Source organism: Achromobacter sp. UBA2119, from assembly GCF_002331005.1.
Taxonomy (GTDB): domain Bacteria; phylum Pseudomonadota; class Gammaproteobacteria; order Burkholderiales; family Burkholderiaceae_B; genus Achromobacter; species Achromobacter animicus.
Window position 1 is genome coordinate 432,712 of sequence record NZ_DCYD01000018.1, and the last position, 17,819, is coordinate 450,530.

14 protein-coding genes are annotated in these 17,819 nt (G+C 67.9%); 2 read left to right on the forward strand and 12 right to left on the reverse strand.

Annotated elements, in window-relative coordinates:
- Nucleotides 1–33: 33 nt before the first annotated feature.
- Together B3098_RS23150 and B3098_RS23155 are read right to left on the reverse strand one after the other, a co-directional pair.
- Nucleotides 34–681 (reverse strand): DedA family protein, encoded by a 648-nt coding sequence (locus B3098_RS23150; RefSeq protein ID WP_286899197.1) that lies wholly within the window; start codon nt 679–681, stop codon nt 34–36.
- A 197-nt stretch (nt 682–878) separates the two neighbouring features.
- A complete protein-coding gene (locus tag B3098_RS23155; protein ID WP_286899199.1) occupies nt 879–1,904 on the reverse strand; it encodes a LacI family DNA-binding transcriptional regulator in 1,026 nt (341 codons plus the stop codon).
- A gap of 214 nt (nt 1,905–2,118) precedes the next feature.
- Here B3098_RS23155 and B3098_RS23160 point away from each other — a divergent pair, with 214 nt between their 5' ends.
- Both B3098_RS23160 and gudD read left to right on the forward strand, forming a co-directional pair.
- Complete coding sequence (locus B3098_RS23160) at nt 2,119–3,090, forward strand: Bug family tripartite tricarboxylate transporter substrate binding protein (RefSeq protein WP_414631303.1); 972 nt, start codon at nt 2,119–2,121, stop codon at nt 3,088–3,090.
- Between the two features lie 45 nt (nt 3,091–3,135).
- Complete coding sequence (gene gudD / locus B3098_RS23165; RefSeq protein ID WP_175126179.1) at nt 3,136–4,482, forward strand: glucarate dehydratase; 1,347 nt, start codon at nt 3,136–3,138, stop codon at nt 4,480–4,482.
- Between the two features lie 64 nt (nt 4,483–4,546).
- On the opposite strand, the gene B3098_RS23170 is transcribed toward gudD, so the two are convergent.
- The 10 genes from B3098_RS23170 to B3098_RS23215 form a co-directional block, all read right to left on the reverse strand.
- Nucleotides 4,547–5,437 carry a GntR family transcriptional regulator gene (locus tag B3098_RS23170; protein WP_286899202.1) on the reverse strand — a complete coding sequence of 297 codons (891 nt, stop codon included), beginning with the start codon at nt 5,435–5,437 and terminating at the stop codon, nt 4,547–4,549.
- Between the two features lie 5 nt (nt 5,438–5,442).
- The gene (pdxA, locus tag B3098_RS23175; protein WP_286899203.1) at nt 5,443–6,495 is read right to left on the reverse strand and encodes a 4-hydroxythreonine-4-phosphate dehydrogenase PdxA; all 1,053 of its coding nucleotides are present in this window, start codon (nt 6,493–6,495) and stop codon (nt 5,443–5,445) included.
- On the reverse strand, nt 6,492–7,709 hold the full coding sequence (gene dtnK / locus B3098_RS23180; RefSeq protein WP_286899205.1) for a D-threonate kinase: 1,218 nt from the start codon (nt 7,707–7,709) through the stop codon (nt 6,492–6,494). The genes pdxA and dtnK overlap by 4 nt, the downstream gene beginning before the upstream one ends.
- Nucleotides 7,706–8,692 (reverse strand): 2-keto-3-deoxygluconate permease, encoded by a 987-nt coding sequence (locus B3098_RS23185; protein WP_255809193.1) that lies wholly within the window; start codon nt 8,690–8,692, stop codon nt 7,706–7,708. The genes dtnK and B3098_RS23185 overlap by 4 nt, the downstream gene beginning before the upstream one ends.
- Nucleotides 8,693–8,884: 192 nt before the next feature.
- Nucleotides 8,885–11,002: a TonB-dependent siderophore receptor gene (locus B3098_RS23190; protein ID WP_414631304.1), complete on the reverse strand. Its 2,118-nt coding sequence runs from the start codon at nt 11,000–11,002 to the stop codon at nt 8,885–8,887.
- Between the two features lie 290 nt (nt 11,003–11,292).
- Nucleotides 11,293–13,053, reverse strand: coding sequence for an AMP-binding protein (locus tag B3098_RS23195; RefSeq protein ID WP_286899206.1), 1,761 nt, complete (start codon nt 13,051–13,053; stop codon nt 11,293–11,295).
- 29 nt (nt 13,054–13,082) lie between these two features.
- A complete protein-coding gene (locus B3098_RS23200) occupies nt 13,083–13,670 on the reverse strand; it encodes a chalcone isomerase family protein (protein ID WP_175126194.1) in 588 nt (195 codons plus the stop codon).
- Entirely contained in the window at nt 13,634–14,179 is a 546-nt protein-coding gene (locus tag B3098_RS23205) for a DUF4442 domain-containing protein (protein ID WP_175126195.1), read from the reverse strand. Before B3098_RS23205 ends, B3098_RS23200 begins: the two co-directional genes overlap by 37 nt.
- A 16-nt stretch (nt 14,180–14,195) precedes the next feature.
- On the reverse strand, nt 14,196–15,395 hold the full coding sequence (locus B3098_RS23210; protein ID WP_175138024.1) for an acetyl-CoA C-acyltransferase: 1,200 nt from the start codon (nt 15,393–15,395) through the stop codon (nt 14,196–14,198).
- Nucleotides 15,396–15,411: 16 nt separating this feature from the next.
- Complete coding sequence (locus tag B3098_RS23215; RefSeq protein ID WP_286899208.1) at nt 15,412–17,802, reverse strand: 3-hydroxyacyl-CoA dehydrogenase/enoyl-CoA hydratase family protein; 2,391 nt, start codon at nt 17,800–17,802, stop codon at nt 15,412–15,414.
- Nucleotides 17,803–17,819 lie beyond the last annotated feature (17 nt).

Below are 17,819 nucleotides of genomic sequence, written 5' to 3' on the forward strand. Positions count from 1 at the left end.
GATGTCGATTTCCGATTGCCTTCAGGCGTCCGTTCAAGGAGCGGTCGGGTCGGCCTGGCGCGCCGCTTTCACGCCCCACGCGCGCCGGGCATAGCGATACGCCAGGAAAAGCACCGCCGCCGCGATGGCTACGACCGACGCGCGGCCGCCCAGCGCGCTCAGTGCTGCCAGCAACGCTTCCACCCGCGCGGAAAATACTGCGCCCAGCACCAGCCCCGCCGCGGCCCACAACGCCAGGCCCGCGCAGTCGTGCCAGACGAACGACCGCAGGCGCGTGCCGCTTGCGCCGCACAGCGGCACGGCCACCATCGACAGACCGGGCATGAAGCGCGCGACGATCAACAGGCGCACGCCCCAGCGGTTGAAGAAGCGCTCGGTCCTGCTGATGCAGGCCTCGCGCGAGAGCGACAGGTTGCACACGGTGTGCAGCGTGCGCGGCCCGTAGCGTCGGCCGCCCCGGAACCAGAGCAGGTCCGCCAGCACGCCCGCCAGCACCGCCGCTGCCAGCACGACTGCCAGCGGCAAGGCGACGTGGCCCGCTGCGCCGGCCGTCGCCGCCTGGCTGGCGCCCACGGCGATGAGCGTGGGCATGACGGGAAGCGGCAGGCCGAGCGATGCGCCCAGCACGTTCAGGAACACGGCCAGCACGCCGTATTGCGCGATCCATTCATGCGGCAGCATGCGGCGCTCCCTGCGTATTGCGGTGGGGCGCGATGGCGGGCGTCGACATGTGGGATCTCCTGGAATCGCCGCGCCGCGGTGCGTGGCCGGTCAGGACAGATCCTAGAGGTGGCGCTTGCGGCGCGGTAGACCCGCGCAGGGACGCACGGTGTTGTCCGGGCGACAACAATGCGCTGCGAGGATGCTGCGGGCCAGATTTATGCGCTGTCGCGGGTCACGATGCGAAAGCCGATTTCCACCACCGATTGCGCGGGACGCTGGCCGTTCGCGCGCAGGCCGATCATCTCGGCCGCCTGCGCGCCGATGGCGGCCCCATCCACGTGCACGGACGTGATGGCCGGCGACATCGACGCGGCGATCTCCATGTCGCCAAAGCCCATCACGGCCAGTTGCCGCGGCACCTCCAGCCCCTGCGCCGCGGCCTCGGTCAGGACGCCGGCGGCCATCATGTCCGAGCTGCAGAACACCGCGTCGATGCCCTGGCCAGAACGCTGCAGGGCGCGCAGGCCTTCGCGGCCTTGCGCGTGCGTCGTCGGCGCGGGCATGTAGTGCACCAGCGGTTCGGGCAGGCCCGAATCGACGGCGGCGCGGACCAGGCTTTCGGCGCGCAGCCGGGCGCGGTGGTCGTCGCCGCTAAGCACCGCCTGCCGCGTCTTGCCGGCGTCGCGCAAGTAGTGGCTGACCGCGGTCCCGATCGCGTCATGCGACAGGCTGAGCAGCATATCGATGGGCGCGTCCGTGGCGTCCCACGTTTCGACGATGGGGATGCCGGATGCTTTCAGCAATTGCCGGCCTTGCGGGGAGTGCATCACGCCCGTCAGCACGATGCCGTCGGGGCGGCGCCCGATGATGGCGCGCAGCAGGGCGTCCTCGCGCGGTGAGTCGTAGCCGCTTTGGCCCACCATGAGCTGGAAGCCCTTGGCCTCTAGCGACCGCGTCAACGCCGTGAGCATGCCGCCGAAAAGCGAGCCTGTGATCGAGGGGACCAGCACCATGACCAGGTTGCTGCGTGACAGGCGCAGGCTGCCGGCCATCAGGTTAGGCACGTAACCCAGCGCCTGGATCGCGGCATTGACCTTGTCGAGCGTGGCCGGGGAAACCTGCTGCGGCGTATTGATGGCGCGCGACACGGTGATCATGGACACCCCGGCCGCCTGCGCCACCTCGCGCACGGTGACGTTGGCGCGCTCCGGGGAGCGGGAAGGCGAATCGGCGGACGGCATTCGGGACGGGCGCATCGTAAAGGGAACAGGAACGGACGTGAAACTGGGGTCAAGCCTACCTGCAGACGTCAATCTTGCGGGGCGGAGGCGGTTAGGGTTTGTCCGGATAGTAGCCGGACAGGGCGAAGAAATATTCTAAAAGGCCGTGATGTTAACGTTAACAAAAGAAATGTTAACGTTAACGTTCATAAAAGAACCTATACCGGAGACAGTAATGACGAACAACGCGCGCAAGTGGATTGTTGGTTTGACCCTGATGGCCGCAGCCGGCGTGGCGCACGCCTGGCCAGACAAGGCCGTCACCGTCGTCGTGCCGTTCCCGCCCGGCGGCGCGACCGATTCGGTGGCGCGCGCGCTGGCCAACAAGCTGGGTGAACAGCTCAAGCAATCCTTCGTCGTGGAAAACAAGGCCGGCGCCACCGGCACGATCGGCGCCTCGCAGGTGGCCCGCGCCGCGCCGGACGGCTACACCCTGATGGTCACGTCGCTGGCCCCGCTGGTGGTGGCGCCGCACCTGATGAAGGGCATCACCTACGATCCGGCCAAGGACTTCACGTACCTGACCGTGGCCGTGCAGACCCCCAACGTGCTGGTGGTCAGCCCGCAGCTCGCCTCCAAGGTCAACAGCGTGCAGGACGTGCTGGCGCTGCTGAAGGAAAAGCCGGGCGCGATCAGCTTCGCGACGTCGGGCGCGGGGTCGTCCGACCACCTGACTGCCGAACTCTTCTGGCAGAAGACCGGCACGAAGGGCCTGCACGTGCCGTACAAGGGCGGCGCACCGGCCATTTCCGATCTGCTGGGCAATCAGGTGGAGATGTCCTTTCAGAACGTGAACGCCGTGCTGCCGCACATCAAGTCCGGTAAGCTCAAGGCCATCGCCGTCACGGGTTCCAAGCGTTCGCCGGTGCTGCCCGACGTGCCTACGTTCGCCGAAGCGTCGGTGCCGGGTGTCGACGTCTACGCCTGGCAGGCCGTCGTGGCCCCGAAGAACCTGCCCGCAGACGTGCGCGACAAGCTGTCCGCCGCCCTGACCGCCGCCCTGAAGGATCCGGCGATCAGCAAGCCCTTCACCGACATCGGCCTGGAGGTCGTCGCCAACTCGCCCGAAGCCTTCACCAAGTTCCAGCAGCAGGAAAGCGCCCGCTGGAAGCAGGTCATCGAAACCGGCGGCATTTCCGTGCAATGACGCAACGCGCCCGGCCGTGGCGGCCGGGCTTTTCAAGAAGCAATCATGACTCTTCACGCATCCCAAGCCTCCCAGACGCCCACGATCACCGGCATGCGCGTCGTGCCGGTGGCCGGCCAGGACTCCATGCTGCTCAACCTGAGCGGCGCTCACGCCCCTTACTTCACGCGCAACCTGGTCATCCTGACCGACAGCGCGGGCAACACCGGCGTGGGCGAAGTCCCCGGCGGCGAAAAGATCCGCACCACGCTGGAGGACGCACGCGCCCTGATCGCGGGCAGCTCCATCGGCAACTATCAGCACACGCTGAATCAGATGCGCCAGGCCTTCGCTGGGCTGGACAGCGCCGGCCGCGGCGCCCAGACCTTTGACCTGCGCGTGGCGATCCATGCCGTGACGGCGGTCGAATCGGCGCTGCTGGACCTGCTGGGCCAGCACCTGGGCGTGCCTGTCGCGGCGCTGCTGGGCGAGGGCGTGCAACGCACGTCCGTGCAGATGCTGGGCTATCTGTTCTACGTGGGCGACTCCGCACAAACGCCGTTGCCTTACCAGACGGCGCCCGACGCCGAAGGCTGGTTGCGCGTGCGGCACGAAAAGGCGATGACGCCCGAGGCCATCGTCCGGCTGGCCGAGGCGGCCCACGAACGCTACGGCTTCCAGGACTTCAAGCTCAAGGGCGGCGTGCTGCGCGGCGAAGAAGAGGTCGAAGCCATCCGCGCCTTGCACGAGCGCTTTCCCGACGCGCGCGTCACGCTCGACCCGAACGGGGGCTGGCTGCTCAAGGACGCGGTGCGCCTGTGCCGCGACCTGCATGGCGTGATGGCTTATGCGGAAGACCCGTGCGGCGCCGAAGGCGTGTTTTCCGGTCGCGAGGTCATGGCCGAATTCCGCCGCGCCACCGGCCTGCCCACCGCCACCAACATGGTGGCCACCGACTGGCGCGAGATGGCGCATGCGCTGTCGCTGCAATCGGTCGACATCCCGCTGGCCGACCCGCATTTCTGGACCCTGCAGGGCTCGGTGCGCGTGGCGCAAACCTGCCAGGCGTTCGGCCTGACGTGGGGCTCGCATTCCAACAACCACTTCGACGTGTCGCTGGCGATGTTCACGCATGTGGGCGCCGCCGCGCCGGGCCGCGTCACCGCGATCGACACGCACTGGATCTGGCAGGACGGCCAGCACCTGACCCGCAACCCGCTCCAGATCCGCAACGGTTATGTCGAGCTGCCGCAGACCGGCGGGCTGGGCATCGAGCTGGACATGGACGCGATCGAGCGCGCCCATCAGCTTTATCTGCAGCACGGCCTGGGCGCGCGCGACGACGCTACGGCGATGCAGTATCTGGTGCCTGGGTGGAAGTTCGACAACAAGCGGCCTTGCATGGTGCGCTGATCGGCATAACGTAAAGGGGCGGCAATATGCCGCCCCGCTTTACTTCGAGCCTACGTTGCCGGTTTCAGGACTGCCCGCGCAGTCGCGCCAATTCTGCCGACAACTCCGCGACCAGCGCCTGCGCGCGCGCCAGCGGATCCTGTGTGTTGACCGGCGCCTGCGGTTCGGGCGCGGTTTCATGCAGCCGGGGCTGCACGCTTTCATGGCCCATGCTGACGTCCACGTCGAACACCAGTTGTTCGGCGCGGTGCCAGGTGGTGAACCATTCCAGCGGCTTGCCGTGCTGGTCCATGCCCTGGCCCTGCAGCATCAACAACGGCGTGCCGGCCTGCGTGTCCAGCAGGGCCGCCAGCGCGCTGTCGGCCGCGACCGCGCGGATCTGGTTGCGGCCGGCGCCGGGGCGCAGACCGAACTGCCGCGTCAGCACGCCGTGCAGGGAGGCGTCGGCCAGGTGTTCGGCGCGCAGGCCGGGCACCGCGTCGGCGGGCAGCCACGTGCGCACGTAGGCCAGCGGCGCTTCGGCCACGTGGCGCAGGCGTTCGAGCATCAGGAGGCGGGTGGTGCCGAAGAACTCGGCAACTTCGGCGGGCGGCTCGGCCGGGCCCAGCGCCAGCACGCGCGTGCGCAGCGCAACGCCCGACTGGGCGAACTGTTCGTACAGACCGGTGGACCGCTGCACCAGGCGGCGGTGCTCCTGCGGCGCCGCCACGGTGGCAGGGCGCCCGGTCTCGCGTTGGATGAGGCCTTCGGCGGCCAGTGCTGCGAGGGCCTGGCGCACCACGCTGCGCGCCACGCCGAAGCGGTCGCACAGCGCGGCCTCGCTGGGCAGCACGGCGCCCGCCGCGAGCTTGTTCGTGCGGATGTATCCGCGCAACCGCGACGCCACCTGGGCGTGCAGCGGGATGTCTCCCGCGCGGTCAAGATCGGGCAATGCGTCGTGCGTGGCGGGCGCCATGGGAATCAACCTCCGGTTTGTGCCCGCGCAGTTTCCCATACATGCGTCCAGCCCGGGGCCAGATGCGCGGCGCGCTCGGCGGCCAGGATCAGGCTGTCTTCGCGCGCGATGCCCTTGCCGGCGATGTCAAAGGCGGTGCCGTGGTCGACGGACACGCGCACGACGGGCAGGCCGACGGTGATGTTGACGCCGTCATCGCCGTACACCGATTTGAAGGGCGCGTGGCCCTGGTCGTGGTAACAGGCGATCACGAACTTCCATTTGCCGCGCACGGCCTGCGGGAACAGCGCGTCGGCCGGGATGGGGCCGGCGGCGAGGATGCCGGCGGCGTTGGCTTCGGCCACGGCGGGCGCCAGGATGTCGGCGTCTTCGCTGCCGAAGATGCCGTTTTCGCCGGCGTGCGGGTTCAGGCCCGCGACGGCGACGGGTTCGTCGGCGCGGCCCAAAGCCGTGGCGAACGAGCCGGCCAGACGCAGGACAGCGCGCATGCGGGCAGGGTTCACGTCTTCAATGGCCTGGCGCAGCGACACGTGCGTCGTGGCGTGGAAGATGTAGAGGTCGCCGGCCGACAGCACCAGCGAGAAGGTTTTGACGCCGAACTCATGCGCCAGCAGTTCGGTGTGGCCGGGCCATTTATGGCCGGCGGCGTGCATCGCGGCCTTGTTCAGCGGGGCGGTGACGATGCCGTCGATCTCGCCGGCGCGCGCCAGGGCGCAGGCCGTGGTGACAAAGCGCACCGAGCCGTCGCCGGCGTCCGCGCTGATCTCGCCCAGTTTGACGTGCGCGAGCGACGGGCCGGCCTGCAGCACTTCGATCAAGCCTGGGGTGTTGGTCGCGTCGGCCGGACGTTCGATCTTGCGCACGATGGCGGGGTCGGCGCCCAGACTGCGCACGGCATTGGCCATGACGTCTGCGTCGCCAACGACGAAAAGGCGCGCCTTCTGGCGCAGTTCGTCGTGGCCCATGAGCATCTTGGCCGTGATTTCCGGCCCGATGCCCGCTACGTCGCCCAAGGTCACGGCCAAGAGGGGCAGCTTTGCGGGAGGGGTTTGTGTCATCGCTTGAATCTCCTGTCGCGGATCGCGCGCACCGCGCGAACCAGTACGTCTTCGGTGCCAAAGCCGCCGGCCTTGGTCACCACGGGCAGGCCAGCGGCCGTGCCTCCGGTCAGCGTGCCCAGAGGCACACCGCCCATTACTTCGTCCACCAGCGCAATGCCGTTGGCCTGCAGGGCCACCAGCACGCTGCGCGCGCCGTCGCCGCCGGTGGCGACGACGCCTGCCGCGCGCGAGGCGGCGATCAATTGCGCGGCAAGGCTGCCGAGGCGGTCGGCGACCTTGTCGGAATCCAGGCCGGCGCGTTGGCCTTCGGGGGCCAGCAGCAGAATGGTGCCGGCTTCCAGCGGGGCCTGCGCGTGCGCCTGCAGGAGCGGTTGGCTCCAGGCCTGCCACTGCGCGTCGTCGGCCAGTTGTTCGAGCGACGGGCGCCAGGTGTCGGCGCCCGCAGCCTGCAATGCGGCAGCCTGGCCGCGTGCGGCGCTGTGCTGCGATGTCACCACGACGACAACGGGGGCGGTCTGGTCGGCGCCCGCCCAAACGCGGGCCAACGGGACGGCCAGGCCGCCCGCGCCCACGGGCAGGGCGCGCTCGCCCAGCAGGCCGACGGCGCGCGCCAGCCGTTCCAGGTCGGCATCGGTGGCCGCGTCCACCACCACGGCGCCGCCCGCGTGCGCGATGCGCGCGGCCAGCGTTTCCGGCGTGTCTTCCGCCAGCGGCGCCACGTGGGCGCAGCCGAGCAGGGTGGGGATGTGGCTTTCGGTCACGGGGGTGACCGGATCGGTCGCCGCCGAGGTTTCGGTGACCGGCTTGCCGTTCACATAAAGAATGCCTTGCTCGACGGTGCGGCCCGTCGCCGGAAAGGCGGGGCAGACCACCGCGATCGCGTCATCGCCCCAGGCGCCGCGCGCCGCGTCGATCTCGGCCTTGAAGGCGCCGCGCAGCGTCGAATCCACTTTCTTGTACAGGCGGGTCACGCCGGCATCCCGCAACTGACGTACGTTGCCGCGGATGACTTCGGCCGCATCGGCCGCGCTAAGCGCGCGGCTGTTGGTCGTGACGGCCAGCACCTCGACGCCCTCGTGGGCGGGCCCGGACAGGGCCTCGTCCGCGCCGCCGATCGACAGGTGCGTGCACCAGCCGGCGCGCACGAATTGCACGGCGGTGTCGCCAGATCCGGTCAGGTCGTCGGCAACGATGGCGATGGTGGGTTTCACAGGGCCTCTCCGCGGGCTTCGGTCAGGGGCGGGGCGACGGTGGCGTCGGCGTCCTCGGACTTCAGTTCACCGGCGCGCTTGAGGAACCAGGATGCCAGCACGGGCGCCAGAATGGAACTGATCAGCACGCATGCGGCGACCTGCGCGGTGGCGGTGGACACGTATTGCTGGAAGTTGGGGTCGGCTGCCGCGACCACGGCGGGCGTGGCGATGGCGTTGCCGGCGGTGGTGCCGGCTGCGAAGCCCAGGCCGCTCTTGCCGCCGCGGCGCAGGATCATGCGGTAGCCCAGATAGACCAGGCCGCCCGTGATCGGGCTGATGATCAGGCCCAGGATCAGGCCGCTGATGCCGCCGCCAACCACGGCGCCCAGATCGATGCCGGTGCCCAGCGCAAAGGCGAAGAACGGAATGACGATGTTCGGCACGGGCTTGAGCACGTCACGCCACTTGGGATCGAGGTTGCCGACGACCACGCCCAGCAGGAAGGGCACCAGTGCAGCGACCAAGGCGATCATCGGGATGTCGGCCAAGCCCGACGCGCCCAGGAACAGCAGGCTGAAGAAGGGGCCGTCGTTGACCGCGCTGGCGACGTAGGCGCCGCGGTCGCGGGCATCGCCGTATTGGCCGGTGTAGGCCAGCCACAGGCCGCCGTTGCTGTTGTCGAACGCGGCCAGCATGGCCAGGATCGACACGCCCCACAGACCGTCCAGACCGACGTAGCTGCCGAGGATGATGATGAGCGTGGCGGGCACCAGCGTCTTCATCAGCAGGATGGTGCCGGCCGTGGCCAGGATCGGGCCGCCGGTGCGGGCGTTGACGTGCGTGCCGGTCGCGAAGATCAGCAGCGCGATCAGCGGCAGCGCGCTGTTCTTGAAGAGGGCGGTGGTGAAGCCGCCGATGGCGAGCGCATCAGGGGCAAAGGTGCCGATCAGGGAACCCAGGATCAGCGGCACCAGCATCAATCCACCAGGGATTTTCTGCATCGTGCCAAAAAAGGGCGAGCGGGTAGTTGCGGTCGACACTATCGAGGTCTCCAGGACGATTTTTCTGGGTTGCAGACGTTCATGCGCGCGTCTGTCGGACGGGTGAAAAAATCGTAGTGTACACCTGTACGTACAGCATGTACGTACAGGTTGACCCCAATTGCCGTCCCGGATATGGGGACGGTTTCGTCGTCAGAAGCGGTAGGCGCCGCTCAACATCACCGTGCGGCGCGCACCATAGAAGCAGTCGCCACGGTCCAGGCAGACCACTTCATACGTGCGGTCCGCGATATTGTTGACGTTGAGCGCATAGCGCCACGGTCCGTTGGTGTAGCTGACCATCGCGTCGAACAACGTCACGGACGGCGTCTCCGGCGCGCCGCCGTCCCGGAACTTGGACAGGAAGCGCGTGCCGGCGCCGACCGCGAAGCCGGGCTGGCCCGCGATAGCGAAGCGGTACTTGCTCCACAGCGACACCATGTGCTTGGGCATGCCTTCAAGCTGCGGATCGATGTCGGTATAGATGTAGTTGGCGATCACGTCGACGTTTTGCGTGACGCGCCCGCGCATCTCCAGTTCGACGCCGCGTGTACGCGTCTTGCCCGCCTGGATCTGGTTGTTGGGATTGTCCGGATCGTTGGTCTGGCGGTTGCTTTCGCGCAGGTCGTACGCGGCCGCCGTGAATTCCAGGTCGGCGCCCGGGGGCATGTATTTCAGGCCCAGTTCCCACTGCTTGCCGCGCATGGGTTTCCAGCGCTGGTCGTAGAAGTCCGCGCCCGCGATGGGGGTGAAGGACTCGCTGTAGCTCACGTACGGCGACCAGCCGTTGTCGGCCGCGTACATAAGGCCGAAGCGCTTGGTCGTGGCCTGATCGGTTTCCTTGTCCTGGCCCTCGGCCGTGCTTTCGACGCGATCGCGGCGGATGCCTGCCAGCAGGATCCAGTTCTTGTCGAACGTGATCTGGTCCTGTGCGTAGAAGCCCAGCTGTTGCTGGCGCTGCTTGGGCGAGTCGCTGAGCGTGTAGTCGGGCGCGTTGCCATACACCGGGTGGTACAGATTCAGCGGCGATCCCAGCCCGCTGTCCGATTGGCTGGTTTCGCGATACCGCGTGTAGTCCATGCCGACGATGACGGTATGCTGCGTGCGGCCCCAGTTCAGCTTGCCTTCCAGGTTCTGATCGGCCAGCAGTGTGCGCATGCGCGGCTTGTTGATGTAGTAGTAGCGGTCGACTGTGGTCTGCTCGGGGTCGATATAGGAATCGCCGCGGCGGTCGCCATACACGTTCGGGTACAGCGATTTGTAGTCCACGCTGCTGACCGTGTTGCGGAAGCTCTGGCGGACCTTCCAGGTGTCGTTGAACTTGTGTTCGAACAGCCAGCCGACGTTGAATTGCTCGGTGTCGTAGGTGTCAAAGCCCGGTTCGCTGGCAAAGCGGCGCGTCGGAATGCGGCCGTTGGGATTGTGATCCACGGTGCCGCTCCAGGGCAGGAACGATTGCGTCGTGCCGGAGCGGTCCTTCTGCCAGGAGGCCTGCAGCGTCAGCGACGTGGCTGCGCTGGGTTGCCACGTGAGCGACGGCGCGAGGAACATCCGGTCGTCCTGCGCGTACTGCACCTGCGTGTCGCTGTCGCGGCCCAGCGCCACCACGCGATACAGCCACTGGCCGTCCTCGGTCAGCGGGCCGGTGATGTCGGCCTGGATCTCGCGGCGGTTGAAGTTGCCCAGCTGCACGCCGATTTCACCCTGCTGCTCGGCCTGCGGGCGCTTGCTGACCAGGTTGACGATGCCACCCGTGCTGCCCTGTCCGTACAGCATCGACGACGGGCCGCGCAGCACCTCCACGCGTTCCAGGCCATAGACCTCGGTGCGCGGGTTGTTGAAGCTGAAGAACTGGCGCAGGCCGTCCAGGTACTGCACGGGCTCCACGCCGCGCACACGCACGTAGTCGCCGCGGTTGTCCACGCCGTAGGCGTTGGGCCGCACGCCGGCTGCGTAGTTCATCGTGTCCTGCACGTTTTGCGAACCCTGGTCGATGATCTGATCGCGCGGGATCACGGTGATGGCCTGGGGCGTCTCGGACAATGGCGTGTCGGTCTTGGTGCCGGTGGCGCTGCGACGGGCTACGTAGCCGTCGACGGGACCGGTGGCGGTTTCGCCGGTGCCCAGCACCTGCACGGCGGGCAGGGTGGCGGGCTGTTCGGGCTGCGCATGCGCGGCGCCCGCGCCCAGGCAGGCGGCCAGCGCGGCGGCGGCGGGAACACGGGTGTGCAGCCGCGCGCGCGGGGCGGCGGGGGTGTGGTGGTGCTTCAAGAGGATCTCCCCACTGGCGTCGGTTGGGTGCGGCCAGTTACGTATAGAAATGACAACGATAATAATTATCAATTGTGGCGATGTGCTCAGCCAATAGCGCGCGTCGCGGGAAGATGTAAAAAAGCCCTGCGACGCGCCAAGGCGGCAGGGCTTTTACAGGAATCTCCTGTCAATTCATGGAGTTGAAGCGAACGTCGGCCCAGGCTGGCGCGGGGCGCGGCCACGGCCGCTGTTGGCGGCGCGCGACAATGTTTCGCCCGCGAATACGGGTTACGGTCGGCGGTGCGATATCAGCGCTGGCCAGTCGTCGGGTTGACCGTGCTCGCGGTGGTGGCGGACGTGGCGGCAGCAGTGGGAGCAGGTGCTGCGCCAGACGCGGCGGCAGGCGCCGGCGCGTCCGGACGCAGCTCACGCCGCAGGATCTTGCCCACGTTGGTGCGCGGCAAGTCGTCGCGGAACTCGATGTGGCGTGGCACCTTGTAGCCGGTCAACTGGCTGCGGCAATGCGCGATCAGCGTTTCCGCGTCCAGCGTGGGGTCCTTGCGGATCACGAACAGCTTGACCGCCTCGCCGGAGCGTTCGTCCGGCACGCCTACGGCCGCTACCTCGCGTACGCCAGGATGCAACGCGGCCACGTCCTCGACCTCGTTCGGGTACACGTTGAAGCCGGACACCAGGATCATGTCCTTCTTGCGATCGACCAGATACACGTAGCCGGTCTCGTCGACATAACCGACGTCGCCCGTGCGCAGGAAGCCGTCCGGGTACATGACGAGCGCCGTCTCGTCCGGCCGGTTCCAGTAGCCCCGCGTGACCTGCGGACCGCGCGCGCAGATTTCGCCGTTTTCGCCGATGCCCAGTTCGCGGCCCGCGTCGTCGCGGATCGACAGATCCGTGGAGGGCACGGGCAATCCGATGGATCCATTGAAGATCTTTGTGTCCAGCGGATTGATGGTGACGGCGGGCGACGTTTCAGTCAGGCCGTAGGCCTGGGCGATCGATACGCCGGTCGTTGCGCGCCACCGGTCCGCCACCGACCGCTGCACCGCCATGCCGCCGCCCATGGTGAGCCGCAGGCGCGAAAAATCCAGGTGGGCAAAATCCGGGTGGTTAAGCAGCGCGTTAAAGAGCGTGTTGACGCCCGTGAAGGCCGAGATCGGCACCTTGCCCATTTCCTTGATCAGGCCGGGGATGTCGCGCGGATTGACGATGAGAAGGTTGCTCGCGCCCAGCTTCATGAAGGTCAGGCAGTTCGCCGTCAGCGCGAAGATGTGATACAGCGGCAGGGCCGTAACGATGCATTCCTCGCCGTCTTTCACCAAGGGTCTTACCCACGCGTAGGCCTGGCTCACGTTGGCGACCATGTTGCCGTGCGACAGCATGGCGGCCTTGGCCACGCCGGTCGTGCCGCCCGTGTATTGCAGGAACGCCAGGTCGGCAGGCGAGAGCCGCATGTCGGTGTAGGGAAGGTCGCGCGCCGCACGCAGCACGTCGCCCAGCTTGTGCGAGCCGGGCAGCGACCACGCGGGCACCATGCGCTTGACGCGCCGGACCGCGAAGTCCACCAGGCGTCCTTTGATCGGGCCCAGCATTTCTCCGATGGAGGTGACCACGACGTGCTCGACCTGCGTGCCGGGCAAGGCCTTTTGCAACGTGGCCGCGAAGTTGTCCGCGACCACGATGGCGCGCGCGCCGGCGTCGGCCAACTGGTGTTCCAGTTCGCGCGCGGTGTAGAGCGGATTGCAGTTGACCACGATGCAGCCGGCGCGCAGGGCGCCGAACAGGCAGACAGGGTATTGCAGCAGGTTGGGCATCATCAGCGCGACGCGGTCGCCGCGCGCAAGACCGTGGGCATGCAGCCATGCCGCAAAGCGGCGCGTCAGCGCGTCCAGTTCGGCATAGGTGATCGACTTGCCCATGCTGATGTAGGCCGTCTTGTCGGGAAAGCGCCGGAAGCTTTCCTCGATGATCGTCACCAGCGTTGTCTCGCCGTCGGTCTCGATCTCGGCGGGCACACCGTAGGGATAGCTCTTGTGCCAGATTCGTTCCATGTCTTGCGGTTCCGTTGGGGCGCAAGGCCCTAGTTGCCCAACAGGGCTTTCTTCAGGGAAGCCTGCGCGGGGCTGTCGCCCAGCCAGACGCGCAGCAATGCGCGGGCGAAGGCGGGATCGTCGATGCGTCCGCGCGGCTTGCCGTTGCTGGCGATGGCCACGCCACGGGCGTCGAAGTCCAGGTCGATGACGTCGCCTTCGCGCGCGGCGCCGATGTCGGCCATCAGGCGCGACAGGCGTTCGGCGGGTTCTTTCAACGCGGCCAGCGCCTGCGAGGGCGTATTGTCGCGCAATCCGTCCTGTAGCGCGCCGTCCAGGCTCTTGCTGTCCACGTCGCGCAGCATTTGCAGACGGATCCGGCGCGGCTCGGTGCTGCCGATGATCGCGGCGGGGTCGTGGGTCTTCGTGGTGACGTACAGCGCCGCCACGTAGACCTTCACGACGAAGCGGGTGCGCAGGCCGGCGCCGTTCAGCGTCAGCGCGTGGCCGCCTTCGGCAAGCTGTTCGGGCACGCGCACGCCGGCGACGTCGACGTCAGCGTGGGCCGGCGCGCCCGCCAGGCTGGCGGCAAGGATCAGACTCAGGGCGGCGGCGCGCCCTCCGGGGTTGAAACGCATTGGTCACCTCCAGTGTTCTTCTGTTTGTAGAACTTCTTGTCTGCGATGTAGATCGTGCGTTCCACGACGGCGTACACGACGTCGTCCTTGTCCTTCAATTCGACCGTGTAGGTGCGGGTCGTTTCGTGATGCGAGGCAAGCAGGCGCCGGATTTCGGCGATCTCGCCCGGCGGCAGCCGGAAATCCACGTACAGCGTGGTGTAGGCCGGCTTGCGAAAGCGGATCGATGCTGCCTTGTCCCACACGATGTGATCGGCGCCCAGTGCCGACATCAGCATGGTCGGATGCGCGCCGTCCGTCACCGCGAACAGCGAGCCGCCGTACATCGACCCCACGATATTGCGCGTGCGGCGCAAGAGCGGCAGCTTGATGCGGATGTGCTGGAAGTCCGGCGACACGTGCAACACGCGGCCGCCGGTGGCGCGAAATGCCGGATGCAGGTTAAAGCCCACCCGCATCAGCCGCGCGCGCCACTCGGGCGACAGGTTCTTGAACCAGTAGGGCTTCACGCTGTCCGCCGCCTGCTTACAGGGCCTCGAACAGGCCGGCGGCGCCCATGCCGGTGCCGATGCACATCGTCACCAGCCCGTACTTGCCGCCGGTGCGGCGCAGTCCGTGCGTGATCGTGGCGGTGCGGATCGCGCCGGTGGCGCCCAGCGGGTGGCCCAGCGCAATGGCGCCGCCCAGCGGGTTGACCTTGGCCGGGTCCAGCTTCAGCTCGCGGATCACGGCCAGCGACTGCGCCGCGAAAGCTTCGTTGAGCTCGATCCAGTCCAGCGCGTCCTGCTTGATGCCGGCGCGGTCCAGCACCTTGGGGATGGCGGCGACCGGACCGATGCCCATGACCTCGGGCGGCACGCCGGCCACGGCAAAGCCCACAAAGCGGGCGAGCGGGCTGAGGTTGAATTCGCGCAGGATGCGGTCGGACACCAGGATCACGGCCGCCGCGCCATCGGACATCTGCGAGCTGTTGCCGGCCGTGACGCTGCCGCGCGTGGAGAACACGGGCTTCAAGCGGGCCAGCGCTTCCAGGCTGCTGTCCGGGCGCGGGCCTTCGTCGACCTCGATAAGCCGGCGCGCCACGCGTACCGCGCCGCTGGCGCCGTCCGGCAGATGCGTGACCACTTCATAAGGCGTGGTTTCGGCGCGGAAGTGGCCGGCAGCGATGGCTGCGCACGCCTTCTGGTGCGACGCCAGCGCAAAGGCGTCCTGGTCTTCGCGCGACACCTTCCAGCGCTCGGCGACCTTTTCGCCGGTCAGCCCCATGCCGAACGCCATGCCCACGTTTTCCTCGTGCGCAAAGATCTCCGGGTTCATGGACACCTTGTTGCCCATGATCTGCGGCATGGCGCTCATGGATTCGGTGCCCGCGCCGATCATGATGTCGGCCTCGCCCATGCGGATGCGGGCGGCGGCGTCCGCCACGGCCTGCAAGCCGGACGCGCAGAAGCGATTGACGGTGACGCCCGCCACGCTTTGCGGCAGCCCCGCCAGCAGCAGGCTGATGCGGGCCACATTCATGCCCTGTTCGGCCTCGGGCATGGCGCAGCCGGCGATGACGTCCTCGATGCGGGCTGCGTCCAACCCCGGCACCTGCGCCAGCGCGCCATTCAGCGCGGCGGCCAGCATGTCATCGGGGCGGGTGGTGACGTAGGCGCCATTGCGCTTGCCCACCGGCAAGCGCGTGGCGGCGACGATGTAGGCGTCTTGGATCTGCGTGCTCATATCCGTTTCCTTTGGGCTAGTTCCGTAGTGGTTTGCCGGTTTCCAGGGTGTGGCGGATGCGCGCCTGGGTTTCGGGCGTGCGCAAGAGCGCCACGAACTCCTTGCGCTCCACGGCCAGCAGCCATTCCTCGTCGACCTTTGTGCCGGTCTCGACCTCGCCGCCGCACAGCGCGACCGCCGCGCTACGCGCCACGCGGTAATCGTGCGCGCTGATCATGCCGCCTTCACGCATGTTGACCAGCACCATCTCGAAGTTGGCGATGCCGTTGCGGCCGGCCACCGGCACGTTCTGCAACCGCGCGGGCGGGGTGTAGCCGGCCTGCGCCGCGGCGCGCGCCTGGCCGATGGCCACGTAGAGCAGTTCGTCGGGATGGAACAGCACGATGTCGTGCTCGCGCGCGAACCCGGCGTCGATGGCTTCCAGTCCGCTCTTGGCGACCTGGGCCATGGCAATGGTCTGGAAGACCGGCTGCAGATACGGAAAGACCTCGCCGGGCGTGGCCGTCTTGGCCGCCAGCGCCGCAGCGCGCGCGGCAAATTCCTTGCTGCCGCCACCCGCCGGGATCAGGCCCACGCCGGCTTCGACCAGGCCGATGTAGCTTTCCAGCGCCAGCACGCGGTGCGAGGCGTGCATCAGGAATTCGCAGCCGCCGCCCAGCGCCATGCCCTGCACGGCGGCAACCGTCGGAATCTGCGCGTACTTGAACGATTGCGAGGCGCGCTGGAATTTTTCGACCGTGGCTTCGAGCATCTCCCATTGGCCCGCCGCGCAGGCTTCGACCACCTGCTGGAGGTTGGCGCCCACGGCAAACGGTGCGTCGTGCCAGATGACCAGGCCGTCGAATTCGCGTTCGGCCTTGGCCACCGCCTGCAGCACGCCTTCCAGCACTTCGGCGCCCAACGTGTGGTTGCGCGACGTGACGGACAGGATGGCGATGCCGGCGTCGACCTGCGGCAGGTTCCACAGGCGCACGCCTTCGTTTTCCCAGACGGTGACGCCCCGGTCGTCGGGGGCTTCGCCTACGACGCGCTCCGGGAACAGCTGGCGCGCGTACACGGGCAACGTCGAGCGCGGATGCAGCTTGCCGGTGCGCGCGGAATACGAGCCTTCCGGCGCATGCACGCCCTGGCGGTTGGACTCCAGCACCCAGGCGGGCAGGGGCGTGTTGCTCATGGCGCGGCCGGCGGCGATGTCCTCGGCGACGGCGGCGGCAATCGCCTGCCAGCCGGCGGCCTGCCACGTTTCAAACGGGCCTTGCGACCAGCCGAAGCCCCAACGCATGGCCAGGTCCAGATCGCGCGCGTTGTCGGCCACGTGCTCAAGCTGCACGGCGCTGTAGTGGAAGATGTCGCGGAACAGGCTCCACAGGAATTGCGCCTGCGGATGGTCGCTGGCGCGCAGCGCGGCAAAGCGCCTGGCCGGATCGCGTTCCTTGAGCAGCGCCGCCACCTCGTCGGCCAGCTTGCCGGTGCCGGGGGCGTAATCCTGCTTTTTCAGATCCAGCACCTGGATCTCGCGGCCCTGCTTGCGATAGACGCCGGCGCCGCTTTTCTGGCCGAGCGCGCCCTTGGATATCAGCGCCGACAGCCATTCCGGCAGCGCGAAATACTGATGCCACGGATCGTCGGGCAGGTTCTTTTCCATCGTGCCCACGACGTGGGCCAGCGTGTCCAGCCCGACCACGTCGGCGGTGCGGTACGTGGCGCTCTTGGGGCGGCCGATCTTGGGGCCGGTCAGCGCGTCGACTTCGTCGAAGGCCAGACCCAGGCGCGCGGTGTGGTGCATGGCGGCCAGGATCGAGAACACGCCGATGCGGTTGGCCACGAAGTTCGGGGTGTCCAGCGCGCGGATCACGCCCTTGCCCAGCGCAGACGTCAGCCAGGTTTCCAGCTGGTCCAGCACGGCCGGCTGCGTGTGTGAGGTGGCGATGATTTCCACCAGGCGCATGTAGCGCGGCGGATTGAAGAAATGGATGCCGCAGAAGCGGTCGCGCAGCCCGGCGGGCAGCGCGTTGGCCAGCGCGTCGATGGACAGGCCGGAGGTGTTGGAGGCGACGATGGCGCCGGGCGCGACATGCGAGGCAATGCGCTCGTACAGCGCCGTCTTCCAGTCCATGCGCTCGGCGATGGCTTCGATGATGAGGTCGCAGCCTTGCAGGCGCTCCAGGTCGTCATCGTAGTTGGCGGGCGTGATGAGCGCCAGGCGTGATGCGCCGGCCAGCGGCGCGGGTTCCAGCTTCTTGAGACCGGCCAGCGCCTTCTTGACGGTGCCGTTACGGTCGCCTTCGCGGGCGGCCAGGTCGAACAGCGTGACCGGCACGCCGGCATTGGCCAGGTGGGCGGCGATCTGCGCGCCCATGACGCCGGCACCCAGCACGGCGACGTGTTTGACGACGAACTTGCTCAAGGGAGTCTCCTGAAAAG